24 protein-coding genes are annotated in these 26,257 nt (G+C 43.8%); 6 read left to right on the top strand and 18 right to left on the bottom strand.

Translation table 11 applies throughout. The features are described 5' to 3' along the window. Positions 1–8: 8 nt before the first annotated feature. Positions 9–266: a hypothetical protein gene (locus tag JMY06_RS11945; RefSeq protein WP_201615591.1), complete on the top strand. Its 258-nt coding sequence runs from the start codon at positions 9–11 to the stop codon at positions 264–266. 367 nt (positions 267–633) lie between these two features. Here JMY06_RS11945 and JMY06_RS01110 read toward each other — a convergent pair whose 3' ends face one another. The 5 genes from JMY06_RS01110 to JMY06_RS01090 form a co-directional block, all read right to left on the bottom strand. Then, the gene (locus JMY06_RS01110) at positions 634–1,839 is read right to left on the bottom strand and encodes an MFS transporter (protein ID WP_201615590.1); all 1,206 of its coding nucleotides are present in this window, start codon (positions 1,837–1,839) and stop codon (positions 634–636) included. A gap of 316 nt (positions 1,840–2,155) precedes the next feature. Further along, positions 2,156–3,358, bottom strand: a complete 1,203-nt coding sequence (gene sstT, locus JMY06_RS01105) for a serine/threonine transporter SstT (protein WP_201529166.1) — start codon at positions 3,356–3,358, stop codon at positions 2,156–2,158. 388 nt (positions 3,359–3,746) lie between these two features. Further along, positions 3,747–4,238, bottom strand: coding sequence for a DNA polymerase III subunit chi (locus JMY06_RS01100; RefSeq protein WP_201615589.1), 492 nt, complete (start codon positions 4,236–4,238; stop codon positions 3,747–3,749). 46 nt (positions 4,239–4,284) lie between these two features. After that, on the bottom strand, positions 4,285–5,898 hold the full coding sequence (locus JMY06_RS01095) for a leucyl aminopeptidase (RefSeq protein ID WP_201615588.1): 1,614 nt from the start codon (positions 5,896–5,898) through the stop codon (positions 4,285–4,287). Between the two features lie 287 nt (positions 5,899–6,185). Beyond that, complete coding sequence (locus JMY06_RS01090) at positions 6,186–6,791, bottom strand: cysteine hydrolase family protein (protein ID WP_201529125.1); 606 nt, start codon at positions 6,789–6,791, stop codon at positions 6,186–6,188. Positions 6,792–7,242: 451 nt separating this feature from the next. On the opposite strand from JMY06_RS01090, the gene JMY06_RS01085 reads away from it, so the two are divergent. Continuing rightward, positions 7,243–8,529, top strand: a complete 1,287-nt coding sequence (locus JMY06_RS01085; RefSeq protein ID WP_201615587.1) for an LPS export ABC transporter permease LptF — start codon at positions 7,243–7,245, stop codon at positions 8,527–8,529. Next, positions 8,529–9,782 (top strand): LPS export ABC transporter permease LptG, encoded by a 1,254-nt coding sequence (lptG, locus tag JMY06_RS01080; RefSeq protein WP_201615586.1) that lies wholly within the window; start codon positions 8,529–8,531, stop codon positions 9,780–9,782. Before JMY06_RS01085 ends, lptG begins: the two co-directional genes overlap by 1 nt. Before the next feature lie 117 nt (positions 9,783–9,899). Here lptG and JMY06_RS01075 read toward each other — a convergent pair whose 3' ends face one another. From JMY06_RS01075 to recN, 9 genes are all read right to left on the bottom strand, one after another. Beyond that, a complete protein-coding gene (locus JMY06_RS01075) occupies positions 9,900–10,508 on the bottom strand; it encodes a class I SAM-dependent methyltransferase (protein ID WP_201615585.1) in 609 nt (202 codons plus the stop codon). A gap of 347 nt (positions 10,509–10,855) precedes the next feature. Further along, positions 10,856–11,449 (bottom strand): hypothetical protein, encoded by a 594-nt coding sequence (locus JMY06_RS01070; RefSeq protein ID WP_201615584.1) that lies wholly within the window; start codon positions 11,447–11,449, stop codon positions 10,856–10,858. A 76-nt stretch (positions 11,450–11,525) separates the two neighbouring features. Then, a complete protein-coding gene (gene xerD / locus JMY06_RS01065; protein ID WP_201615583.1) occupies positions 11,526–12,464 on the bottom strand; it encodes a site-specific tyrosine recombinase XerD in 939 nt (312 codons plus the stop codon). 149 nt (positions 12,465–12,613) lie between these two features. Beyond that, positions 12,614–13,831 carry a methyltransferase gene (locus tag JMY06_RS01060; RefSeq protein ID WP_201615582.1) on the bottom strand — a complete coding sequence of 406 codons (1,218 nt, stop codon included), beginning with the start codon at positions 13,829–13,831 and terminating at the stop codon, positions 12,614–12,616. A 132-nt stretch (positions 13,832–13,963) separates the two neighbouring features. Next, positions 13,964–14,224, bottom strand: a complete 261-nt coding sequence (gene tusA / locus JMY06_RS01055; protein ID WP_201529111.1) for a sulfurtransferase TusA — start codon at positions 14,222–14,224, stop codon at positions 13,964–13,966. Positions 14,225–14,312: 88 nt separating this feature from the next. Then, positions 14,313–14,795 carry a hypothetical protein gene (locus JMY06_RS01050; RefSeq protein ID WP_201615581.1) on the bottom strand — a complete coding sequence of 161 codons (483 nt, stop codon included), beginning with the start codon at positions 14,793–14,795 and terminating at the stop codon, positions 14,313–14,315. Between the two features lie 100 nt (positions 14,796–14,895). Beyond that, the gene (gene ruvX / locus JMY06_RS01045; protein ID WP_201529107.1) at positions 14,896–15,459 is read right to left on the bottom strand and encodes a Holliday junction resolvase RuvX; all 564 of its coding nucleotides are present in this window, start codon (positions 15,457–15,459) and stop codon (positions 14,896–14,898) included. A gap of 86 nt (positions 15,460–15,545) precedes the next feature. Beyond that, entirely contained in the window at positions 15,546–16,109 is a 564-nt protein-coding gene (locus JMY06_RS01040) for a YqgE/AlgH family protein (RefSeq protein ID WP_201615580.1), read from the bottom strand. Positions 16,110–16,208: 99 nt separating this feature from the next. Then, complete coding sequence (recN, locus tag JMY06_RS01035; RefSeq protein ID WP_201615579.1) at positions 16,209–17,891, bottom strand: DNA repair protein RecN; 1,683 nt, start codon at positions 17,889–17,891, stop codon at positions 16,209–16,211. 655 nt (positions 17,892–18,546) lie between these two features. Between recN and JMY06_RS01030 the strand changes: the two genes are divergently transcribed. Beyond that, the gene (locus JMY06_RS01030) at positions 18,547–18,882 is read left to right on the top strand and encodes a pyrimidine/purine nucleoside phosphorylase (protein WP_201615578.1); all 336 of its coding nucleotides are present in this window, start codon (positions 18,547–18,549) and stop codon (positions 18,880–18,882) included. A 208-nt stretch (positions 18,883–19,090) separates the two neighbouring features. Then, positions 19,091–19,861, top strand: coding sequence for a 23S rRNA (guanosine(2251)-2'-O)-methyltransferase RlmB (rlmB, locus tag JMY06_RS01025; RefSeq protein ID WP_201528751.1), 771 nt, complete (start codon positions 19,091–19,093; stop codon positions 19,859–19,861). Here rlmB and coaE read toward each other — a convergent pair. The 4 genes from coaE to pilB form a co-directional block, all read right to left on the bottom strand. Next, positions 19,824–20,525 (bottom strand): dephospho-CoA kinase, encoded by a 702-nt coding sequence (coaE, locus tag JMY06_RS01020; RefSeq protein WP_201615577.1) that lies wholly within the window; start codon positions 20,523–20,525, stop codon positions 19,824–19,826. The two genes, rlmB and coaE, sit on opposite strands and share 38 nt — an antisense overlap. A gap of 184 nt (positions 20,526–20,709) precedes the next feature. Next, positions 20,710–21,600: a prepilin peptidase gene (locus JMY06_RS01015; protein WP_201615576.1), complete on the bottom strand. Its 891-nt coding sequence runs from the start codon at positions 21,598–21,600 to the stop codon at positions 20,710–20,712. A gap of 41 nt (positions 21,601–21,641) precedes the next feature. After that, positions 21,642–22,865, bottom strand: coding sequence for a type II secretion system F family protein (locus tag JMY06_RS01010; protein ID WP_201615575.1), 1,224 nt, complete (start codon positions 22,863–22,865; stop codon positions 21,642–21,644). 280 nt (positions 22,866–23,145) lie between these two features. Beyond that, on the bottom strand, positions 23,146–24,855 hold the full coding sequence (gene pilB, locus JMY06_RS01005) for a type IV-A pilus assembly ATPase PilB (protein WP_201615574.1): 1,710 nt from the start codon (positions 24,853–24,855) through the stop codon (positions 23,146–23,148). 330 nt (positions 24,856–25,185) lie between these two features. On the opposite strand from pilB, the gene tpiA reads away from it, so the two are divergent. Continuing rightward, entirely contained in the window at positions 25,186–26,025 is an 840-nt protein-coding gene (gene tpiA / locus JMY06_RS01000; protein WP_201528740.1) for a triose-phosphate isomerase, read from the top strand. Positions 26,026–26,257 lie beyond the last annotated feature (232 nt).

The following is a 26,257-nucleotide window of genomic DNA, read 5'->3' as shown; positions in this document are numbered from 1 at the left end:
ATATAAAGTTGGTGGCGGATGTTGGCGAGGGAAGAGCCATTGTCTATGAAAATGCACCGTATTTGCCACACCCGGAGTGTATAGTACTGCCTTTCATTCAGCTAGAAGGAAAAGATCCATCTGAAATTTCTAAGAAAAATGAAGTATGGAAATCTTTGAGAAGAACCGGAGCACTCTTCTTTGTTATTGATTGGATAGAGCAATGGAAGCAGCCGGTCATTCGCTACGACCATAAACCTTGTGAACAATATCAAGAACTACATTAACCTCGCTTTTATAACCATTGATAGTCTCGCTAGACAAATAGAATAAAGGTTATGCCATCAGTGTCAGCTAGTGATGGCTGAGCTTAGGAAACATCAAAAAGCCGTTGGTTAAATCCGCTCATAAAAACTTTCATTATATTTTTATAAATAACTACTATCAAAGGGCCAACAGCTAATGAAAGATGGCACCATAAAAAAATAGCGATCCGCAAACGTTTGTCAAAATAACATTTATAAATATTATCAACTCTATGACTCTAGAAGTTTAAATTCCTTGATCGGACTAAAGAATGGCTGAAGCATCCACTACATTTTGCTTGCCAAAACTGACGGATATAAGTCGATGATTAACGTGGCATACTCTCAGTTAGCTCGCAGCTTCCTGATTCTTAGCTTGAAATCCATTAGTTCTAGCTGTCCATACTATTGATAAGCCCAGTAACGCCAGCGCGAACACTGCCCACGGGAATGACACTGCACCCACTCGACTCAATAATAGGGCGCCTGCCACCCCGCCGCCAGCTACCGCTAGATTAAATATCGTCACAAACATAGACTGAGCCACATCGGCATTCTCACCTGCTGCACCCGCCAGCGCAGTTTGTAGCAGTATCGGTGCACCGCCAAAGGTGACCCCCCATATGGCTATGCCTACTAGCACGATAGCCGTGGAGCCACCGGAAAAGCCTAATATTAATGCCGCCACTGCAAACGCACTCAGACTTGTCAAAGCCATAGCGCGAAACCAGTGATCGACTAACAAGCCAGTAAGCCAGATGCCTACCATAGCGGCAACGCCGAACAGCAGCAGCACGACATCCACGCGTTGATCCAGCCCGACCGATGCTAAAAAGGGTTCGATATAGGTATAGAGGAGATTGTGCGCCAATATCCAGACGAATAGCGTTAGCAATACGGGACGAATGCCTGGCATTAAGAAAATGCGTTGAATAGGCAGGCGCTGTTTGGCCGACTGGCCAACAAAGTCTGGTATCGCTAATCGTACCCAGACTAATAACAGCAAAGTTAGTGCTGACATAATCCAAAACACCCCGCGCCAGTCGAATAATAGGCCGAGCCAAGTTCCTAACGGCACGCCAACAGCCAAAGCAATGGGTTGACCTACGCCGGTTATTGCCAGTGCACGCCCTTGTACATCGCTCGCCACCATACGCAGCACGTAGCCTGGTAGTAAGCCCCATATCACCCCAGCTGCCATCCCAGCGGCAAAGCGTGCCACTATAATAATGGTATAGCTGCTAGATAAGGCCGTGACGATATTAAATATTAATAGCCCCGCGACTGCCAGCAAGAACAGCCGGCGGCGGTTCCAACTGCGGGTGGCGGCGATAACGGGGATAGCAGCCAGCACAGATCCCAACGCGTAAAAGGTAACTAACTGACCGGCGAGCGCTTTTGACACTCCTAAAGCGGCACTGATTTGCGGTAAGAGACCTGCGGGCATAGTCTCAGTCATGATAGCGAGGAAGCCTGCCAAGGTGAACGCTAGCAGCTTCCAGATAGGTAAGCTGGGAGCAGTAAATTCAGGCTTTTTCTCATCGTTGACACTCATATAGCAATAGCTCCTATTGCTATACAGGTCATACAGAATATGGTGAAGCTGGCGATGTTCATGTTTCTATTAATGCTCATGTTAACTTCTTTTATAATCGTTCTAAATAGGATGTCAATCAATCTTACTATTCAGGTGCTCAGACTTAGCTATAAAGCTGAACCCTTTATTATATAGGATATAACAGCTATTTAATTTTAGTTTATCGAGTACTGCATCATAGCGAAAAACCATTAATTTTAGCCGACCAAAAAGAGCAGTAGCTGCCCTTTTTTTGATAAACAAATATGTTTTGAATGGTTAGCTGCTATCGTAATTAACGGGAATACTTAGGATCAGCGGCTGCCGTAAATAATACGTCAGTCGATGAGTTTAGCGCGGTCTCTGCTGAGTCTTGCACCACACTAATAATAAAGCCGATAGCGACTACTTGCAGCGCAATATCATTGGGTATATTGAATAAACTAGCAGCAAGTGGAATTAGAAGTAATGATCCGCCCGCCACGCCTGATGTTCCGCCAGCACTAATCGTAGCAACCAAACTTAATAACAGAGCTGAACCAAAGCTGACTTCAATCCCTAAGGTATGAGCCGCCGCAAGCGTTAACACATTAATGGTGATTGCAGCGCCCGCCATATTGATAGTAGCGCCGAGTGGAATGGTTACAGAATAAGTGTCTTCATGCAGACCTAACTTATGCGCAAGGTTCATATTAACAGGAATGTTCGCCGCTGAGCTGCGGGTAAAAAAGGCGGTAATTCCTGATTCACGCAAGCATGTGAATACTAGCGGATAAGGATTTTTACCAGTTTTGAAAAACACCAGCAGAGGATTGGTCACTAAAGCAATAAACAGCATACAGCCTATTAATACCATTAAGATTCGAGCATAACCTGCCAAAGCCGCAAAACCTGTATCAGCGACGGTATTGGCAACCAGTCCTAAGATACCAAAGGGTGCTAAGGCAATCACCCATTTCACTACTTTTGAGATGGCATCAGAGAAATCAACGATGATAGTACGCGTCGTGTCGCTGGCTTGGCGTAATGCAAAGCCGATAATAACGGCCCAGGCTAAAATGCCAATATAGTTGGCATTGGCAATCGCATCAACAGGGTTGGCGACCAGATTAAGCAACAGGTTGGTCAGGACTTCTTTTAAGTTCGCCGGTGGGACTTGCTCAATGGTGGCGTTCACTAAAGTCAATTCCGTCGGGAATAAAAAGCTTGCACCCACGGCAACTAGAGCAGCCACGAAAGTGCCACCTAAGTACATAATAAGTACGGGCTTGACGTAGACTTTATTACCGCTACGATGTTGGCAAATCGCTGCCATCACTAAAATAAACACCAGTATCGGTGCCACTGCTTTTAACGCACCGACAAATAGCGTCCCCAGTATGCCTAGGGCCATACCTAAACTGGGCGCTAGCCAGCCGATTAATGTACCCAATATTAAGCCAATAATAATCAGCGGCACCAGACCTATTCGCTGGTACATTGCAATAAATGAACGCATCATTCCACCTTTAACGAGACAGTAACTGAGTCGATAACTCAGCTACTAGAAACTAATAATAGCAACTAATAACAAAAATCAGTCATGAGAAATCAATCATACTAACCGTATAATAACCGAGGAATGGTAGCACTTTTTTAGATATTAGCCTAACGGTAACCCACAAGTACAGGGATGAAAAAGCTTGGGATATAGTAATAATTATTGGATAGGAAAAGCGTCGAGCACTTAAAAAATAAGGATAAATGACCACGCAAAAGAACTCATATAATAGTGATTATATGAGTTTAGGAATAGAAGAGAAGGAGTGTTAAAAGATAGGGTGTACTAAGAAACAAAGCGTATTAAAAGGAAGGAGCTATTATTGCAAATAAATAAAATAAAACTATCACACTTTAAAATGCGTTAGCTCATACTTTAAACTTTGATAATGCTTATATTTATTGCGACCTTCTTGTACACTTGTGGCGTCAGGCTTGATAGTTTCAAGCACGCGTGTTGGTTGCGCATTACTGGTGGCATTCATAAAGTCATTAACCGGACGAGCCGTAGTATTAATTACGATACCGTTAAATTCCACTGGCATATAAGAGCCAAGTAAAACCGGCGCTGCTAAAGGCTGCTCTTTAACAATGAGTTCTGTGGCAATAGCCTCTGTAGCGGTAGTCTTGTTATTATCCACTAGACATTGGTGCGGAATAAAGCTGCTGGCATCATGTGACCAAAGGGCAGAGTCAAGTTCGCCAAGCAACGCTTCATCCTCAGCAAGGATGAGTAGCGACTGGCTGCTTTTATTCAGCGCCGTTTGGGACAGCTGACAAATAAAGCCCAAGAAATCTTGGGCTTTACTGTTACTTAATACATAAAAGCTAATTTGCATAAGACAAATATTTCACATTAATAGGTGTTATAACAGCTTATAACAATTATGCCATATCTATACTATTTTTTAAGTATTGCATAAATAATGGCACAGGACGACCGGTTGCCGATTTGTCTTTACCTGAGCTCCAAGCCGTACCTGCAATATCTAAATGCGCCCATGCTTGACCGTCCTCTATGAAACGTGATAAGAAGCAAGCGGCAGTGACTGCCCCAGCGCCTTTACCACCGATGTTTTGCATATCAGCGATAGGTGAGTCAAGTAGCGGCTGATAGGCGTCATCCATTGGCATATGCCAAATTAAATCACCTGATTGGTCGCTGGCGTTTTCTAAGGCAAACAATACGTCTTCATCATTACTGAATACTGCTGAGCGGACATGACCAAGCGCAACCACACAAGCGCCTGTTAGAGTGGCGACATCGATGATAGCTGATGGCTGATAGCGCTGGACGTAGCATAAAGTGTCTGCTAATACTAAACGACCTTCGGCATCGGTATTTAGAATTTCGACCGATTTGCCATTCATCGCTTTGACAATATCACCGGGGCGAGTAGCGTCACCTGATGGCATGTTCTCTGCGCAGGCAAGCGCACCAACGACGTTGATCGGTAAACGTGCTTCACAAAGCGCTTTAATCGTACCCAATACTGAAGCCGCTCCGCCCATGTCGAACTTCATCTCATCCATTGCCGCACCAGGCTTGATTGAGATACCGCCTGAATCAAAAGTGATGCCTTTACCGACTAATGCGATAGGTGCATCAGCGTTTACTTTTTCGGCATTCTTGCTAGATTTTTTGCTGGTACCGGTTAGCGGGAGCTTATCAGTAAGTGCTTTTAGACCGCTATTGGCTGCCTTAGCACTGAATTTAGATTTGCCTTGGTATTCCATGATGACCAATTGGCCTTCTTTGGTAGAGCCTTGCGACACGGCTAAAAAGCAGCCCATGCCCAGCGCTGACATCTCGTCTTCGCCTAGTACCGTTACTTTTAATAAGTCAGGATAGGTTTTAGCTAAAGCTTGTGCTTGCTCTGCCATAAATGCTGGGAAGCAAATATTACCTGGCTCATTAGCAACGTCACGGGTCAAGCTTTGACCAGTAAATACCGACTCTGCAAAGTCTAAGGCGGGTTGTAATGCTTTATCAGCTAGCAAATAAATGGCTGTTAATACTGGTGTGGTTTGCTCAGATTTATATTTATCAAAACGATAGCTTGCTGCCAATAGGTTCAGGGCAAATTGACCGAACTCGTCTTCTTCTAACGCATCACCTAAAGCGACGGTAATAGAAGCTACACGTTTTTGCGTGCTTTGATAAATGGTATTAGCAATTTTCTGTAGGATAGTGTTATTCAGCTTGTCGCAGCAACCAACGCCCACTAATAATAACTGCACTGGGTTTTCTTTAGCCGTTTTTTTATCGCCAGCCAAGGCATAATCAGCAACAGTCTCACAAGCTTTACCAGTAAAGTGTGATACTTCAATTAATTGCTCAATACGTTCTTGATAATCAGTTAAAGCCGATTCTGCAAGTATATTTTTCTTATTATCGACTAATACTACTAAACAAGCGGCGTCTTTGTCTTTGGCTTCGTTTTTTAGAATTTTTTTGGTATGTGTTTTTGGTAGATGTTGCGTTAATTTAATATTCATATGTTGTTATCCTTATTAGATGAATGCGCTATAGGGCTGTGATTAGAACTGTGACTTAATAGGCGAATAACGAGTGCGTTATTTAGGAAGCGCGGATAAAGTATGCTATTAAATTAAATCAGTAACAAATCTAAAGATCTAAATTAATACTGAAGTTTAAATTAATAGCTAATTTAGATAAGTGCGCCTATCAAGCGTGGGTAGTAGTGTAGCATATCAGCTGCTGAGTACGCAGTCAGCAAAGGTTAGGTAATGTGTCCAAACCCTGCTGCTACGCTATTCTTTTATTAACCATTAACCAAATCATTAGTCGCTACTAAAGTTGCAAATCTATCTTGTAGTGCTGCCATTGCCGTTTCATGTACCACATCCGCACTGATAGCATTGCCTTTGACATCAGGCAGGTCGCGAGTCGCACAGGCATCATGACAAACAAAATTCTCAAAGCCCAAATCAAACGCAGCGCGCACGCTGGAGCTGACACACATGTGACTCATAAACCCAGTAAAGATAATCTGCTCTTTACCAGTAGACTCGATAAGCTCTTGCAGCGGGGTATCATAAAAGGCATTAGGATGCATTTTGACGATGGTTTTTTCACTATCAACAGGTTGCATACTATCAACGATATTCACTTTCGATGATAATGGGTCAAAAACATTACCGTTATCTTCGCCATGATGGGCAATATGAAAAACAGGAATATTATCGTTTCTAGCTTTATCCAGTATTAGGCGAGCATTGGCAGTGGCTTTGGCACCGGCTTGACCTAAAGGCATCTCGCCATCGACATATTCATTCTGAAAATCAATAAACACAACAGCGCAATTTGACCAATCGACCGTGCCAAATTCACCACCACCAAGTTTTAATAATGTAGAAGGGTTAGACATTTTATTCTCCGTTAAGTAATTAATATTATGAAAAGTAATAAGTGTTATGGGTCTAAATTTTAACAATTAATTCTAATAGTATTCAGTACAGGATACGTACAACACACAAAGCCGCTTGAATGGTAGGGAATAAAATACAGTTAAAACTTAATGGTGACTTCTTAATTACTGTTGTTGTGTCTTAACTAATCTTTTTATGTCTTAACTTAAGCATGTCGACTATCAGGCGATAAGTGCGCAGTTAGTAAGGGTTAAATAATGTTTTCCAAACACATTGCCCAGTCATTTTTTACAAAAATATGCTAGCATTAGCAGTTGCGCCTATTAGGCTTTTTGCATCTTAATAGGGCTTTAACATTCAGCCAAAATTTCTGATAATTTTCGATATGCTCGCGACTAACCGCGTAATTGCCAACTTCTAAGAGTCCCTATTGTGATATTACGCCACTACATGTCCCGTCAGGTTGCCTCAACCACCGCTTTGGTATTGGGGTTTTTGATGGTGCTTATGCTTGGCGGTCGCCTTATTCGTTATTTCGGTATTGCTGCTGAAGGCAACTTAGATATCAGTTTATTATTTACCATTATCGGTTATAACCTGCCGTACTTTTTAGAGCTGATACTACCATTGGCCTTTTTTATTGCGCTCATGCTGGTATTCGGGCGTCTTTATATCGATCAAGAGATGGCGGTTATTAATGCCAGTGGGATTTCACGGGGTAAGCTTGCGCGGCTAATGATACCGCTCATCTCAGCTTTATTTATAGGTGAAGCTGCGTTATCCATAGTTGGTAAGCCATGGGGTGTGCGCTCATCTGAGACCATCTGGCAACAGCAAGCCTTGACCAGCGCCTTTGATTTAATTCGGCCTAATGAGTTTATCAGTAGCGGCAATTATCATCTGTATGTTGGCAGTCTCAGCGACGATAAAAAGCAGCTGCAAGACGTGATACTGATTCAAACTGAACCTCCAGAAAAAGGCTTAGACGCTAAAAGTACGGATATAAATAGTACCAATTCAAACAGTATCGATGCAGACATTACCAGCACTGATTTAAGCAACAAGCTACCTAAAGAGCTGGTTGAGCGTATGGATAGTAATCCGTCTATCAGTAAAGATACTATTACTTTAGCGAGGCGCGCAGAGCAAGTGGATACGGACGGTAGCGGCGTGACCCAATTGGATCTATTCCAAGGGCGACGTTATGAAGTGGGCGCAGGCAGTCGCAAATATAATCAAGTCGGCTTTGATCGCTATCGCATTACCTTGTCCGAATCATCCAAAGAAGTAGTGACCGAAGACAATATCGAAACCCAAGCTATTATGCCGTTATGGCAAGCGGCGACCGGTAGCGCAGAAGTGGGTGGCGTCAATGCCATGCGTGCCGCCCAATCTGAGCTTGGCTATCGGTTGTCACTCCCATGGCTGATGATTATTGCTCCCATGCTAGCGGTACCGCTGGCGCAAGTGCGTCCCCGTCAAGGGCGCTGGTTACGCTTGTTCCCAGCGATATTATTATTTGTCAGCTGTGCATTAGGCGTCATCTCTCTGAAGAATGCGGTGAGTAAAGGCAGCGTTAGCGTGTGGGCATATGCGTGGCTGATAGTAGGGTTTATGGCTCTAGCGCTGTATCTAAACTGGGGCAGTCGCATCCAGCATCGACTACGGGTGCGCTTAAAAGATAAGCAACAAGTCACTACTGAAACGCCAAACCGCTCACAAGGAGGGCAGTTATAATGCGCTCCTCACCATTTACAAAGCTATCAAAAAAGCCATCTAAGGCTCAGACCTCTCATTCGCAATCTGCCAACCTACAAGTGCTAGGGCGCTACGTCAAAACCAATGCGTTATTAGCGATTATCGCTGCCGTCTTGGGATTGTGGGCATTACAAGTTTTGTTTTCTTACTTGTCCGAGCTTGATTCGCTCTCAGACACTTACACGATGTCTGATGCGCTTAAGTATATCTTTTATCGATCACCTTACTTTTTAGAAGAGTTTATGCCGACCGGTGCGCTGTTAGGCGCAGTCGTTGGTTTAGGTCTGCTGGCTAATAAAAGCGAGCTGATAGTAATGCGTGCCGCTGGGGTCAGTATTTACCGTATTGTCGGTTGGGTATTACAGCCCGCGTTGGTATTTGTGTTATTAGCATTAGCAATCAACCAGTTTGTACTGCCGCATAGCAATCAGCTGGCAAATGAAATTAATGACGAAAATAGCGGCTCTCTGGTCGCCTCAGTGAGTGGTTATTGGACGGTACAACCACGCTTTAAGGCTGCTGATAGTTCTGATAATGTTAATAACAGCTCAGATATGGCAAGTGTACAACCAGATGGTAATGATATTCTCTATATAGATTATGCCGATGTGCAAGGCAATATCGGCGAGGTAAAGCGCTGGCATTTGGATAATAATGGCAATCTACAAACGGCGGTTCATGCTGAAGGCGGGCGCTATTCTGGTCGTGAGACAGTGAACGAGGCCAGTGCTAAACCTAGCGAGCAATATCGCTACGAGTGGCAACTGAGCAATATGACTAAGCTCACTATCAATGAAGGCTTTGATAGTACTCAATCCAAAGCCGCCTCAGATACCTTAAGTTTGCCTTTTGCACCAGAGTCGGTTTATTTACTCACGCGGGAGGCTGACAGTCTATCGCTTACCCAACTGTATGAACATCGCCAGTTTATGCGTCAGCAAGGTAAACGCTCATTGACCCACGAGCTGGCATTTTGGCAAAAGCTGCTGTCGCCTTTATCGATCCTATCGCTAGTGATTGTCGCCTGCTCATTCGTTTTTGGCTCATTACGAACGCACAGTTTAGGTCTGCGTATTGTGGTGGCATTATTATTCGGTTTGTTGTTCAGCTATGTTCAGGACTTGGTCGGCTTTGTGTCATTGGCGACGGGATTTTCACCGCTGCTGATGGTGCTATTACCAATTATTGGCAGTACGATATTGGGTGGCTATCTGATAAAACGGCAGATGTAATATAGTTATAACTAGCCAAAAAAAGCCCACTAAAACTATTGTGTTTTAGTGGGCTTTTTTAATTTAACTTTTTGGCTTAAATTTTTTATTCGAATTTCACTACTTAATAGTGGTTACTTAGTCTTTGGTCGCCATAGTAATAGTATAGGTTTTACCTTGCTTTACTTTTTCGCTATTACCAAATACTTCAGTAAATGAGCGCTTCATAAATTGACGTAAGCCATTAATGGTTACCACATAAAAGCGGCCGCCTTTACGCATCCGTGCATGCGCATCGAGGAAATAGAGATAGTGTTGCTCTTTACCGACCTTCGCCGGCAAGTTTGACATCACTAGGCTAAAATCCTTCGCTTTATCGACATGATTGAAACCGTTTGATAAATGTACATCAACATTATTTAGACCATTTTTCTCGCAGTTACGACGTGCATATTCTACAGCCATAAAGTCTTTATCAATCAAAGTATGCTGACCATTTGGACACTCGCGTGCTGTTGTCATGCCCAGTACCCCATAACCACAACCCAAATCAATCGAATCATCATCTTGCTCAAAATCGATATAATCGAGAAGCATTAAGCTACCATCATCAAGCTTTTGTGGCGAAAAAATACCCCACGTGGTCGCAAAGTCAAAAGGCTTGCCCAGTACGTCTTGACGAAAGGTAATGTCATCGCGCCAGTGTTTTGCTTTTTCTAATAGGTCAGCAGGAGGTCTATGGCTCATAGTTTTCTCGGATAATGGATATGAAAAGGTTTAGTGCGTCCAATTGATGACAATCAATAAGCCAAAATAAGCGGACGTTTTATAGTGGGTATTGTAACGAGAAAAAGGGATTTTTGCAGCTATGGGTTAGTAGAAATTGTGATTGGTGTTGAGAGGAAGTGATATAAGAGAATTACGTGTGTTGATGTGTGATTTAGCATCTAGTCAAGATAGATACAAGGGCGTGTTAGTTTTTGCAAGCTTGTAAGGCGCAGACGTAACGTAACCTACATTCATAATTCCATGATTGGTGGGTTACGCATTCGCTAACCCACCCTACGGGCTGCTTTGAAGCAACATTAATTCAATTAGTTATCTGTAGACTTAATAAAAGCAACGGCTTGTCTAGTTATATTATAAATTATGCCGCCTTTACTGTTAAACGTCTTGGTTATCAGGCCTTTATCTACGAGACTTTTAATATCGTCTTCTATGAAAACTGAATCATCATATTCAATATCATAAGGGCCTTCTAGAATATAGTCATGCTGGTAACCGTCAAGAGAGCTGTTATTCATATAATGCATATTAGGACTTTTCGATTTTACGAACTGTCTTAGTATACTAACAGCTTGTTCAGATAGGTTGTTGTTGACAATAAACGAATCAGTCAGTTTATCCAAGCCTTCAATCTTACTAGCTATATCAATTACTAAATCAGTTAGTTCAGATAACTTATTCATATTTTCTTCATGATTAGCATTCATAAAATTTGATAAATTGTTTTGTAGCTGGGTGCTATTTTCAATCATTTTAATAGCGTATTCATTATTTGTCTCATCTAACCATTCTTTAAAATCATCTAGGCCAATTTTATCGTTATTGATAGAGTAAAAAGTTGCAAGCAAGCCAACAATCTGAGGAAAACCTGAAGAAAGCGCAAAGTAGAGATTAGCGTCCATAAATATTTTCCTTTAATTTAAAAGTGAGCTATAACAAGATTTCGCCAAACTATATTTTAAAAAACAAACAAACCTATCAACCCCGCGGATGATGCTCCGCATGCAACTTCTGCAATCTAGCCGTCGCCACATGCGTATATATCTGCGTAGTCGATAGATCGCTATGACCCAATAACAACTGCACGCTACGTAAATCCGCGCCATGATTTAGCAGATGCGTGGCAAAAGCATGACGTAAAGTATGCGGCGATAAGTCTTTATCAATGCTGGCAACTTTGGCATATTTCTTTAGCAGATACCAAAAGTTTTGCCGCGTCATATAGCCGCCTTGGGTGGTCAAAAATACTGCTTGGCAATTTCCTGCCTTCAAATGAGCAATCAAATCACCGCGTCCATGGGCTAAATAGTCCTCTAACGCATCCGCCGCATATTCTCCTAATGGTACTAAGCGTGTTTTATTACCTTTCCCCGTGATTTGTAGCCAACCTGAGTTCAAATTCACTTGTTCAATAGATAGGTTCACCAATTCACTGACCCGCAGACCGCAGGCATATAGCACCTCTAACATGGCTTTATCACGTAGACCAAGCGCCGTGCTACTATCGGGTGCCGCCAGTAGATTATCAACATCTGCCTCGCTTAAGTCTTTGGGCAATGGACGACCAATCTTTGGGGTTTTGATACGCTCACAAGGATTGTCTTCACGCAGATTACTGGCAATCATCCATAGATAGAATTGCCGTAGGCTGGAGAGCATTCGTGCTTGAGTGCGTGGTGTTTTGCCGTCTTGGGCGAGGATTGATAGACAGTGCAGTATATCTTCGGGTTGCCAACGCGTGAGTGCGGTATGACTGGTCAGCTCACAGGCGCGCAAATCGCGCACATAAGCATTGCGAGTACGAGTTGCCAAACCACGAGCGAGCATGGCCTGACGAAACTCGGTCATATAAGTCGGCTCGTCATCTACTGTCAACGCTTTGGGCTGGCGCGGCTGTACGGCACGGTCGCGACTCATAAGGCAATACTCGGTGGTTGTATAGGACAGGATAGGTTGATTCGTTTAGAAGTTTATCGCCTAGTTTTAGCGCATAGCAATGTTAATAAAGTATTAATAAAATTTTTGTTAAGCAGTTTTTATGTTTCAGGTACTATTCAGGTATTACTTCAATTATCAAAAGGCACTAAACACCATAAAGAGGTGATTTCCGCACTGCGCGCCGCAAACAGTGGGTCAGTAGTGTCTTGGCTGCGACCGTGTTTAGGTTGGGTATCAAGACGATATTTCACTTCCAAACCGGCATCCGCAAACCAGCCCAATAACTCATCACGGCTGCGCAACTGCAAATGCTCCGCTAAATCCGACAGAATCAACCAGACCTCTCCCTGCTCGGCTAAGTGCGGTTTCGCGCCCTGCAAAAACCCACGCAACATCGCGCTATTGGCATCATAGACGGCGTATTCCAATGGCGAGGTGGGCTTAGCGGGCAACCAAGGTGGATTACAGACAATCAGATTGGCCAGTGGCGCATCAGTCGGAAACAAATCTGCTTGCTGCAACTGCACGGCATCTAACTCCAAACGCGCAAAGTTCTCGCTTGCACAGGCCAAAGCACGCGGATTTAAATCCGTCGCAACGACCTGTTGCACACCGCGCTGCGCCAAGATAATTGCCAGCAAACCGGTTCCGGTACCAATATCAAAGGCGACATCACAAGCATCCGGCAGCGGTGCATCCAGCAAGAGCTGTACATACTCATGACGTGTTGGCGCAAACACACCATAATGCGGAAAAACTGATAGGCCTAAACTTTCAATAGGTACCCCTTTCGCGCGCCACCCCGCCGCGCCTAACACACCTTGCAGGTCACGAAACGAGAGTAAGCACGACTCATCCAGCTCACCAAAAGCAGCGGTACAGGCAGCACTCACATCGGGGGCGCGACGTAACTGGCTGACATAACCGGCATCAAGCTCTAATAGCAAACGGCTTAAGATGCGCGAACGCTGGGCTTGGGCTTGGCGTTGCTGATGAAACAAGTTAGGTATCCGTTTAGATAACACTTCAGGTAATACCAAAGACTCAGCCGTAGGTTCAGCAGATTTATTCTTGTTGGCCGCTTTGCTGATTTTGCGCTGCTCACTGCGCTCAATGCGTCGAGTGAGGGCTTGCAGTAATTGCCGCGCATTCTGAAAGTCACCGTACCACAGCATTGACGTGCCCGCGCAAGCCAAGCGATAGGCTTCATCTGCTGTTGTCTTGTCGTCGACCGAAACAATACGCGCAGGCGGCACTTGATTGCTTTGGGACAACCAGCGGGCATGACGATGACGTAAGGTTTCGTTCTCAAACCACTGCACATACTGCTTTTCTGTTGGTAACACGCGGCCTACCTTTAACCTGTGAATGATATGTTCTCTATAACACAAAGATATTTTGCGTTGGGTATTGCGCTGTTATCTGTGTTCTATGGTCATTTGAATGCATTCAAGTTGGCAACCGACAATTAGCAACTATTAAGCGCTCTTTTTCTTGACCAAATAGCGATATGTTGGTGCGTCATTCAGTGTTTCTTGCTGGACAAGAGTATGCCCCAAATGACGACAAAAATTAGGAATGTCGCGAGTAGTGGCCGGATCGGTAGCCAATATTTCGATAATATCGCCGCCATCGGCTTTACGAATGGTTTTGTGCAGCATCATCACGGGCTCTGGGCAAATTAGCCCTTGAGTATCCAAATGATGGTTGATAGTGTTGCTTAGTGTCGAAGTTGTCATAGTCTTAGCTTTACAAAGTAAATTAATGAATTTGAATAGGGTTGAGCTCAAGTCTGAGCATGGTCTTTATTCATAGCGGTGGATTTTCTCAATCATCAGCTGTTTCAGTGATTTCATCTTCATCCACCTCTAAAAAGTCAAAAAAGCGCTTAAAGCTGACTTTAAATAAAAATGCCACGCCCAGCCACGAAGCCAATCCCAACCAAGCGGTATCTGCAAATAATAGCCCACCGATAAGGATAATACTCGAGACCCCAATAGTCATGACTACCATCGAGGCTTGATTAAGACGATAGCGATAAATAATAAACGCATCATAAAGCGTCATAGGAATGGTCAGGGCAATCAGGATATAGGGTAGATTAAAAAACAATCGATACAGCAGCTGATTGTCATGAAACATCTTTATGCTGGCAATCGTTCCAAAGACCATAAAGGCGAAGATGGCGGCATAAATCAGGTATATCGCAATTTGGTTCGCTCGCTGTGCGCCTTTAATACGGGCAATAGCAAGCGGAGCAAAACCGTGTTGTGAGGCGTTTTGCGAAGATTGGTCTGGGGCAGTGGTCATAACAAGCTGTCATCTTTTGGGTAGATATTATTAAGAGAAGTATATAGGTGCTTATAGTGATTGATGCTTAAAGCTGATAATTGTTATTAGAGGTTTTTATTCAATCTGCTTTTATAGCGTCAATGGCTATGGCACTATCAGGATCAGCAAAATAAGTGGATAGCAAAATACAGGCGGAGATATCATCAATCGGGTCACGCTCGTTTTTAATCCAGCCTTGCTCCCAAGCAATCTCACGTGCGCCCACTGAGGTCAGACGCTCATCGCAGTGCATTACCGTTGCCGGTATATGCTGTTCCATCAGTCGATGTGCCAGCCTTCGTGCAAATTTATGGGCACGTTTGGACAACATTGAACTACTGCCATCCATATTTAGCGGCAGTCCAACCACCACTTGTGACACGCTCCAAACTTTAATAATACCGAGCAGATTGTCCCAATCGGGTTGGCCATTATTCATCGCCAAGATATCAAAGGCGCTCGCAGTTTCAGTAATGGTATTGCCTAACGCCATGCCCATTTTCTTGACGCCATAATCTAGCCCTAGAATAAGATGCGCTTTTGGTGCTGGCTCAGTATTATCAATAAGCAAGTTTTCACCCTCACTCTCGCTGTTAATCTCAATGCCAATATCTGTTGAAGTATTAGTGTCTACTGTGGTCATAGAAGCAAGTTTTTCCCATATTTATTTACATTAAACTTATCTTATATAAAGATTTTTTTAAATATTTTTACTAAAAGTTCTTTATATTAGGCATGACCGATGTCGCTGCTTAAATAATCAAAATTCACTCCGATTTTATCAGCCGCCAATTGCCAGCGTTCATCAAATGGGGTGTCAAATAACAAGGTCAAATCAGCAGGGCAAATCAACCAGTCACCGTTATTAATTTCACGATTAAGCTGCTTTCTGCCCCAGCTGGCATGGCCCAAGCACAGCTGATAATGACCAATTCCTTGACCCGCCGCGATACGCTTGAGAATATCTTGACTGGTAGTAATGCAGACGTTTTCTGAGATAGCAAAGGAGGATGCCCACTGTGGCTGACCGGTATGCAGCACAAACCCAATTTCAGGATACATAGGCCCGCCATCTAATGCCAAATCTTCCATCACTTGCGGATCGGTAACTTCAATATCTAAATCCTCTAGCAGTTTGCCAACGCGAGCTTGGCCAAGCGGGCGATTGACCATCAAACCTAAAGCGCCCTGTTTATCATGACGACAGATATATATCAGCGCCCGCTCAAACCGTGGGTCTGATAGCTCGGGTGCTGCAATTAAAAAATGATGTGTCAAATTGGTTTTAGGCATAGAGGCAAACGCAACATAAAAAGGGGTGAGATATTACTATATGGCGATATCGACCAAGAAAGCAACAGACGTCTGTTACAGTTATAGTCTGCGTACCATTTAAATTTTTACATCGGTCAGCAAACTACGAGCATGCTCGCGAGTGACTTCGGTAATGGTAACGCCACCTGACATCCGCGCCAGCTCATCGATCTGCGCGCTATCAGTCAAAATAAACATCTCACTTTGGGTCTGCTTATGGTGGTGTTTTTGCACCAAAATATGCTGGTGGGCTTGAGCAGCGACTTGTGCTTGATGGGTAATCGCTAATAATTGCTGGGTGTGCCCGAGGGTGCGTAATAACTCACCGACCACTTGCGCAGTGCCGCCACTGATACCGACATCGACTTCATCAAATACCAGCATAGGTTTTGCCGCATTATTATCACTACTGGTCGCTTGCAATACTTGCATCACCAACGCCATGCGTGACAGCTCACCGCCTGAGGCAATCTTATATAGCGGCTGCAGCGGCATACCGACGTTGGCACTAAATAACAGGTCAATATCGTAGCAACCCTGAGCATTGTAATGCGCTGAATCGGCTTTTTTACTGAAGACAAATTCGCAGCGTGCGTTCGGTAACGCCAGCGGTTGCAACTGGGCTACGAGCTGCTCGCATATTGTAGGTGCTGCTTGCGAGCGCGCTTCATGTAACTGCTGGGTTAGTGTGAGATAATTCTGCCATGCCTCATCAATTTGTGCGGCAAGGGCATCACTGCTGGGCTCATTCTCTAGCTGCGCTAATTGCTGCTGCCAGCCCTTTGCCTCATTTATCAAATCCCCTGCTGGCAAGCTGTGCTTACGTGATAAGCGGTGACCCAGACTTATTAAACTATCCAATTCTTGCAGACGCTCAGGGTCAGGCAGTTGCTGTTCAGCATAATCGGATAACAGCGCTGTCACTTCGGTAATTTGCTGCTGGGCTAAATGCAGTTGCTCTGATACTTGCCCAAAGGTTTGACTGACTTCTATTTGATGGTCGCATAGCTTAATCGCTTGTCCCAAAAGGGTCATGACATCGGGCTCATCACTGTCATTATCGAGTAGATGCAGACCATGACTGGCTTCTTGCATTAAAGCTTCGATATTAGATAACTCTTCGTGTTCTGCCTCAATCTCCCGATAGTCAACTGCGAGTAGCGGGACAATATCAGCCAACTGACTCTGTAATAGCTGCATTCTATCTTGGCGTTGGGCTTCGCGGCTAGCCAAGTCATCTGCTCGGCGTTTGAGCTGTTGATACTGCTGATAACTAGTGGCAGTCTGTAGCGCTAATGGTGTTATCTGTGCCATTGCATCCAACCATTGCACCACAAACTGTGGTTTCAGCAAAGCTTGCTGGGCATGTTGGCTATGAATGTTCACCAGTAACGCCCCTAAGCTTTTGAGTTCAGCTAGGCTGACTGGCAGTCCGTTAAGCCAAGCTTTTGAGCGCCCACTACTACTCAGCTGCCGCCGAATGAGAACTTCTGGTTCTGCTAAAGTGCGCTCATGCGCCGCAAACCAGTTATTGACTACCGCATTATCTTTGATGTCGAATTGAGCATAGATATCCGCATGTGCCGCGCCATGTCTGACCATTGCACTATCTGCGCGCTCACCAGCACATAAGGACAAAGCATCCAACAGTAAAGACTTGCCTGCGCCCGTTTCACCGGTGATCACATTAAAGCCATCAGCAACATTTAGCTCATGCTCAGCGATCAGCGCAAACTGGGATAAGGTTAACGATAACAGCATCAAAGCCTCTCATGGCGGACAATTAACCGCAAATAAATCTTATAAATATTTATGAAAGTAGATTTAAAAAAAGGTCAATTGGGTGGAAGTACTGGTCAGTATATAAGGTTAAATGAGTCCAAATACAAATTAGGCTACTATTTAAAACTGAACGAAAATACACAACTGGATCATTAACACTTTCTATAATGGCTACTATTATAACGGCTATTACCCTAATAAGGGTTATTAAAGGCTCTAGGCATTATTGAATACTTTAAAACAGTAGACTACCCGCATCGTTAAATGTAGCGGTGTTTATGCTTTCATTCTAAGCTATTCTGCCAATTATTTTATAATAATCGTACTTAATAAATACAGCAGCTTACCCTTAGTACTACAGCAGATTAGCCCTGTTGTATAGCAGTAATTATAGGTTCTAAGTACGATTCCTAGATGCGCTGTAACAAACTTTATAGATATAATGTGGTAGCATAATCTCACCTAATCATAACTCACGGCACAACCATCTGCGATATGACGCTACTTAATAAGGTGTCAGTGCCTTTTTATCGTGGGAGAAGTTAGGTGAAAATCAGGCGAGAGTTTAGATTAACTAGTTTAATCAGTCACTTATTTTTTAGTTTAGCAATAATTATTTGATAAGGAAGTCACTATGACAGCGGCACAATTTACCAGCGTGACGGTCGATGCTCAGGCCACGATATCATATGATGGGCGTTGTTCCAGCCGTACAATTATGTTCGAAGATGGCCGCCATAAAACTTTAGGTATTATTTTACCGTGCGATAATAGTGTGGAGCACTATCAATTTAGCACCAACACCTCTGAGCGCATTGAGATTATTAGCGGTGAGTGTGAGGTCAAAATCAACGGTGATGAAGAATTTAGCTATTACCGGGCTGGCCAATCATTTGTCGTCGAAGGTAATAGCGGCTTCAGTTTACGCACCGAAGAAATCGCCCAGTATGTTTGCCATCTAGAAGGTTAGTGTTAGATGCTCAACTGCCTATCTAAAATGTAGATAGTCAGTTAAGAGCGTTAATACATACCAGTTGGACTGAAAACCGTAGAGATATATACTACAAAATAACACGCAAGACTGTGCTAGTTTTTAGTCTTGTAATCATATTATTGATAGCAGTCATCTACCTTTTATCCCGTTAAATGATACCCCTTTTTCAAACAGCAGGCACGTTATGGCAAAACCCAGCTATTTTTATGGCATTCATGCTATTGAGGCCTTACTTGAGTATCGCCCCTTAGATGCACTTAGTTTATTTGTGCAACAAGGACGCGAAACGGACAGCCATGTGCAAGCCATTATAAAGCAAGCACAAGCCAATGGCGTGAGTCTTCAGCCGACTCAAAAAGACAACCTGACACAGTTATGTGGTAGCCCGCAGCATCAAGGAGTAGTCCTGCATGCACGTCCATTAGGGTTTGCCGATGAGGGGCTGTTGGATACGCTTGTCACTCGAGATAACTGTTTATTGCTGGTATTAGATCAAATTACCGATGCGCATAATTTTGGTGCCTGCCTGCGAACTGCCGTTGCAATGGGGGTGGATGCAGTCATTTGTCCCAAACACCATGCTGCCAGTTTGACTCCTACGGTAGCAAAAGTATCAGTAGGTGCTGCTGAAATGATGCCTATTATTAGCGTTACTAACCTTGCGCGGGCATTAACAAAAATTAAAAGTGCAGGTGTATTCGTATTTGGTACGGCGCTCAATGCCGATGCTAAACCAATACATACCGCTGACTTGACTGGCAAAACCGCCATTATCATGGGCTCAGAAGGCGAAGGGATGCGCCGTCTAACGACAGAGAGCTGTGATGAGCTGGTCTATATTCCAATGTCCGGCAACGAGCATGGCAATTTGCAAAGCCTCAACGTCAGTGTCGCAACAGGAATGGCACTATATGAGGTTAATCGGCAGCGTACTTTAGCTGCTGCGCAAGCGTAAGATAAGTTTGATGTAGGGGTTGTAGCTGCAAATGTAGAGCAGCTAAATCAGCTTCATTAACAATCACATCATCAGCATGACCATTACGTACCTCGCGGCTGAGCTGATTCGCCATAATGGCTTTAATTTTAGTCGCGCTTTGTTCATCACGTAGGCTGGCACGCGCCAGCTGGGTGTCTTCATGCACATCAATGACTAAGATGCGCTGACATAGATTGGCCAATCCTGCTTCTGCTGCTTCAATCAGTAGTGGTGCTGACAGGACTACATACGCTGAAGTGCTTGCCGCTAATTGTTCCTTTGCCGCCTCACGTATCGCCGGATGAGTGATAGATTCAAGCTCCATCAGTGCTTCAGGATGAGTAAAGACATGGCTACGTACAGCTGCACGATCCATATTTCCAGCAGGGCTAATGACCCAATCACCGAATTTTTTCTGAATTTTGCGTAAGGTAGCACTGCCTTTTGCAACTACCTCGTGAGCAATGACATCAGCGTCGATAATATCGATTCCTTGCATCGCAAACCAGTCACTAGCAGAAGACTTGCCACTGCCAATACCTCCGGTTAATCCTACGACTAAGGTTTTGTCTTTAGTTTGCTGATGTGTCAGGCCGGTGCTAGCAACAGCGTGATGAGACGATGTATTAGAATTTTTTGACATAATAATGACTTATTTGGCTGGTAGAATAGGGTTGTAGGGATAAATAGATATGAGCAATTAGCTTATAAAAGCAAAAAAGTTAATCTAAGCAATCGCTATTGCCTAGATTAACAATTCCTTAGATTAACGGCTACTATCAATAAAAATGTGGGTATTGCTTTACTGTATTGTAATTTATAACTATCTAAACGTACATTCCCAAGTACCAGTTGACAATATCGGAGCCGTATAATAGGGCAACAATGCCCGCAATAGCAATATAAGGACCAAAGGCAAACGGTTTACTCTCCCCTTGTATTTTCATCAAGATAATACCCACTATCGAGCCTAGCAGGGAGGATAGTAGAATGATTAACGGCAACATTACAGGGCCAAGCCATGCACCCAATACCGCCAGTAATTTAAAGTCGCCTTGTCCCATGCCATGTTTTTTGGTGATAAGGTAAAATACCTTAACCACTATCCACAGCGATAAAAATCCCAGTAATAAGCCCCAAATAGATTTGGTTGGGCTCACAAACCAGCCTTGTGAATTAACTGCCAAGCCCAGCCCTGCTAAAGGAAAAGTTAAGCGGTCGGGTAACAGCTGGGTATCAAAATCAATGCCAGTCAGTGCTATTAGTGTCCACACTAATACTAAAGCAGACAGCCCAGTTGCGTTAACCCCAAAATGATAAATCACTAAGCCTGAGAGTAGGGCGGTGGCCAACTCCACTATAGGATAACGTATACCAATAGCTGCTTTGCAGTCTGAGCAGCGTCCACGTAATAGCATCCAACTGACTAATGGTATATTTTCATACCATTTTATTTTATGCGCGCAGTGTGGACAGCGTGAGGCAGGTAGGCTCAAAGTAACGGGCACATCATTATCGACGACACTGGTCAGTACCCTTGTATGCTCAGCTGGCATATCTCTTTGTTGCGCCAAAAATTGGCTGCATTCTTGACGCCATTCGTAGTGCATCATTAGGGGTATGCGGTGGATTACCACATTTAAAAAACTGCCCACACAAAGCCCTAATAGGATAAATACGACTAGCGCTACGCCCATATTGTCTTGTAATAATTGCATCAAGTGACTGCCCTATGATTATCTTTGTTTATGATTATCATTTATCCTACCACTGAGCCCATCTGGAAGATTGGCAAATACATAGCGATGACCAAACCGCCAACCAATACCCCGAGCACTGCCATAATCAGTGGCTCCATTAGACTGGTCAGGCCGTCAACGGCATTATCGACTTCATTTTCGTAATAGACGGCTACTTTATCAAGCATCTCCTCTAAGCTACCTGATTCCTCACCGATACCCACCATTTGAATGGCTAAACTTGGAAATAAGTTAGTGGTACGCATCGAAAATTGTAGTTGCTGGCCAGTAGCTACATCGTTCTTTATTTGTTGAGTGGCATTATAAAATACCACATTATTGGTTGCACCAGCAGTAGAGTCTAGCGCATCAAGCAGAGGCACACCTGCGGCAAAAGTGGTGGATAAGGTACGGGCAAAACGGGCGATAACGGCTTGGTAAGCAATATTGCCAAATATAGGCGCTTTTAAAGTCGCCCGATCTAAAAAATCACGGAATTTCTTAGATCGTTTTTTGCCTTCAGAGAAACCCACGATAGCGCCACCAATAGCAATAATCAAAATGAACCACCATGACTGCATCCATTCAGACATGCCCACCACCATTTGGGTAAAGGCGGGTAGTTCGGCTCCGAAAGATTCGAATAGTCCAGAAAATACAGGGACCACTTTAATCAGCAAAATCATAGTAACGATGACTGCCACGATAACGACCGCCATCGGATATTTCAGCGCTTTTTTAATTTTTGCTTTGAGTAACTCACTTTTTTCTTTATAAGTGGCAACCCGCTCTAACATAGTCTCGAGCGCCCCTGACTGCTCACCAGAATCGACCAGCGAGCAAAAGAGATCGTCAAAGTAGCGCGGATGCTTACGTAGCGCGGAGGCAAAGGTACCACCGGCTTCGATATCGCCCTTAATTTGTAAGACCAACTCTTTCATGCTGGGGTTGTCTAGCGAATCCGCAACGATTTCAAACGACTGGGTTAACGGTACGCCCGCCTTCATCATGGTCGCCAGTTGCCGCGAAAAGATAGCAATATCAATTGGTTTAATGGCTTTTTTAAAGGTATATAGTGGCTTAGACTTTTTCTTAATAGATTTAACCGTGATGCCTTGTTTGCGTAACGTGGCTTTTGCCAGCTCTAAACTACGACTTGTGGTTTCACCTTTCACTTTTTGACCACGCCGATTGACGCCGTCATAGACAAAGTCTAATAGCATGTCGGTCTTTGCTTTTGCCATGTCTCTACCCCAAAGTTTGCCTATTGTGCTTGGTGTTTCTACTTAATGCGGTCCGTAACCATTAATAAGTAATAACTTTATAAACCATCTAATTAGTGTTGATTAACGAATATTTACTAATGGGTTTTTTATAATTAATTGTTTATTCAGAGTTATTCTAAATTAACATTGTCTTAAGCTAAATTTTAATGAACACTATTTTAGCCCAATATAGTATCCGTTATGTGCTTTTATTTTAAGTCTAGACTGTTATCGTACATTGCATTTATAGAATTTCTAGCTATTCAGAAGTAACACGCATCAACTCTTGGATACTGGTAACTCCTTGTAATACCTTTAAGATGCCTGAGCGGCGTAAATCGCGAAAGCCATTTTTGAGCGCGGCATCTTTAATATCAATCGCATTACCATCTTCCATAATAATACGGGAGATGTCGGGACTGATTTTCATCACCTCATAAATACCTACCCGACCTTTGTAGCCGTCGCGGCAGTCATTACAGCCAACAGGCCCATAAATTATATTATCGGGATTATTCAAATCGACCTCACTAAAACCTAGCTCTAGCAAGCTCTTTTGCGGAACGGTAATTGGCTTTTTACAGTTTTTGCACAAGCGCCGTGCCAGCCTTTGGGCAATGACCAAATTTACTGAGGTGGCAATATTAAATGACGCCACGCCCATATTACGGAGGCGGGTTAAGGTCTCAGGCGCAGAGTTAGTATGCAGAGTTGAGAGCACCATGTGACCCGTCTGTGCTGCTTTAATTGCAATCTCAGCGGTCTCAAGGTCACGAATTTCACCCACCATCACAATGTCTGGATCTTGACGTAAGAATGATTTGAGAGCGTTAGAAAAGGTAAGGCCTACTTTCGGATTAACGTTAACCTGATTAATGCCTTCAAGGTTAATCTCAACTGGATCTTCGGCGGTTGAGATATTGGTCTCGCCGGTATTTAAAATATTAATCCCCGTATAAAGGGACACCGTTTTACCCGAGCCGGTAGGACCGGTAATCAGGAGCATACCTTGTGGTTTATTAAGCGCTTCTAGAAACATATCTTTTTGATCAGGCTCGTAGCCCAACGCTTCAATACCTAGCATCGCTGAAGAAGGATCCAAGATACGTAGGACGAGTTTTTCACCAAATAGGGTTGGCAGGCAGCTTACCCGAAAGTCGATGGCTTTATTTTTGGATACTTTTAGCTTAATACGGCCATCCTGCGGTACGCGGCGCTCAGAGATGTCCATTTGTGACATTACTTTGAGGCGTGCGGCGATTTTACCAGCAAGTTGTACCGGTGGATTTGCCATTTTTTGCATCACCCCATCGACTCGAAAGCGTACGCGATAGGACTTTTCATAGGGCTCAAAATGCAAGTCGGAGGCATCCATACGAATGGCTTCCACCAGCATTTTATTGACAAACTTCACCACCGGCGCTTCATCAACGCTGTCGTTAAGTTTGGTTTCGCCCTCATCATCTTCGCTATCTTCAAAGTCGACATTTAAATCACTATCAGCAAAACCACCAAAATTTTGCATAGTATCAGCATAAATGCTATCAATATGCTTTTTAAGCTTATCTTCTTCGACCACCACCGTGTCGACAGACAGTCTTGAGTTAAAGGCAATGGCATCAATAGCATCAATGCGTGTGGGGTCACTGAGCGCCACAAATAGGTGCTGCCCACGCTTAAATATCGGCAAGGCATTAAACTTACGGATGATCTTTTCATCAACTAAGTCTTTGGGTGTGACATCGTTATTCAGCACATTGAGATCAAAGAACGGAGCATCGAATGACTGCGACAGTAGTTGAGCTAAGGAGTAGGCATCAGCCATTTTATTGTCTATCAGATACGTCACCAGTCCGATTTGCTGCTGCTGCGATTCAGTCTGCGCCGTTTTCATATGTGCTTCATTAATGACGCCTTCGCTAATCAGTTGCTGCGCTAGACTACCAAACTTAATGATTGTGGTAGACATAAAGCCCTCTCCTTAATGCTGGATATACAAAAAAACAATAAACATGCTGAAACTACTTTCTGACATATATGCAAGAAACGTGACAATTGAGGTTACTAAATCGTGACTAATAGCCTTTTAATAAAGAAAGAGTTAAAAAAATGATTTAAATGGTTCAAGACGCAACCATGTCATTGCCAACAGGTTGGATGGTTTATAAACAGCAAAGATTAGATATTGTCGAAGCCATGATTGAACAGAGCCTATACTATAGCACTTGTAAAATATTTGTTATACTGACGCGCATATCAGCCGCACTGGCCATGACAAACGACACAAGGTAGATAAATAATGCAAGCTTGGGTAATTGGAAATTGGAAGCAAAATCCAGCAACGAACCACGACGTTAATATGCTAATCGATAGTTTGTTAACTGCTATTAACATGGACAACGCTGCTGTTGATAAAAATGCTGTTAATAAACATAACACACCTGCTTGCCGATTAATGGTCGCACCCAGCTGTATTCATTTAGCATCTGTCAGCGCGAGTCTGCAAGGATCGCCAATGTTGTGCGCTGCGCAAGATATCAGCGCTCATAGTCCTAGCACCGGTGCGTATACTGGAGACTGCTCCGCCCAGCAAGTGGCAGACGCTGGCGCGTCGTGGACGCTATTAGGACACTCTGAGCGCAGGCAATATCATCAAGAATCTCATGAAACTCTCGTGCAAAAACTCAATAATGCACTCACGCAAGATTTAGGCGTTGTGCTGTGTGTGGGCGAAACCCAAGTGCAGTATGATGATAAGCAAACCCTTGAGGTATTAGGAGAGCAACTGGCGGTGATAAAAGAGTTACTGGCTCAGCAACCAAACCAAGAACCTGAGTTTGCGCAGAAGCTAGCGGCCCGCTTAATCATTGCTTATGAACCCGTATGGGCAATCGGTACCGGCAAAGTGCCTACTGTGACTGACGTCAGTGCCACTCATGAATATATTAAGCAGACTGTTGCCAGTTTTGCTAAGCCGCTCTCGAATATTAGCGTATTATATGGCGGTAGTGTTAATGCGGATAACGCAGATAACTTTGCCGCGAGCCCTATGATAGATGGTGCCTTGGTCGGCGGTGCAGCGTTGAAGGCTGACAGCTTTTTGGCGATTGCGGATGCTTTTAGTCGTGCTAAAGTCTAGTGTGTCAGCAATTAGAAAGCGTATTTTAGAATAAGCTATACTGATCCTATATTTAGGAACATGAAACTAGATACCATGACAAGACGGCATGTCTTCGGCCTTCTATCTGAAGACTCTGACGATGAATATACCGTGCTATTGCAACCCGATATGATAAGTTAGCAAGTCATAATCAATGTGCTATTCATCTGGTGTCGTTTGACTTAATTGATGACACAGTCTAGCAAAATTT

The organism is Psychrobacter urativorans (genome assembly GCF_904846675.1).
GTDB classification, from domain to species: domain Bacteria; phylum Pseudomonadota; class Gammaproteobacteria; order Pseudomonadales; family Moraxellaceae; genus Psychrobacter; species Psychrobacter urativorans_B.
Note: the sequence above shows the minus strand (reverse complement) of the source record. Positions and strands in the feature narration are given on the sequence as shown.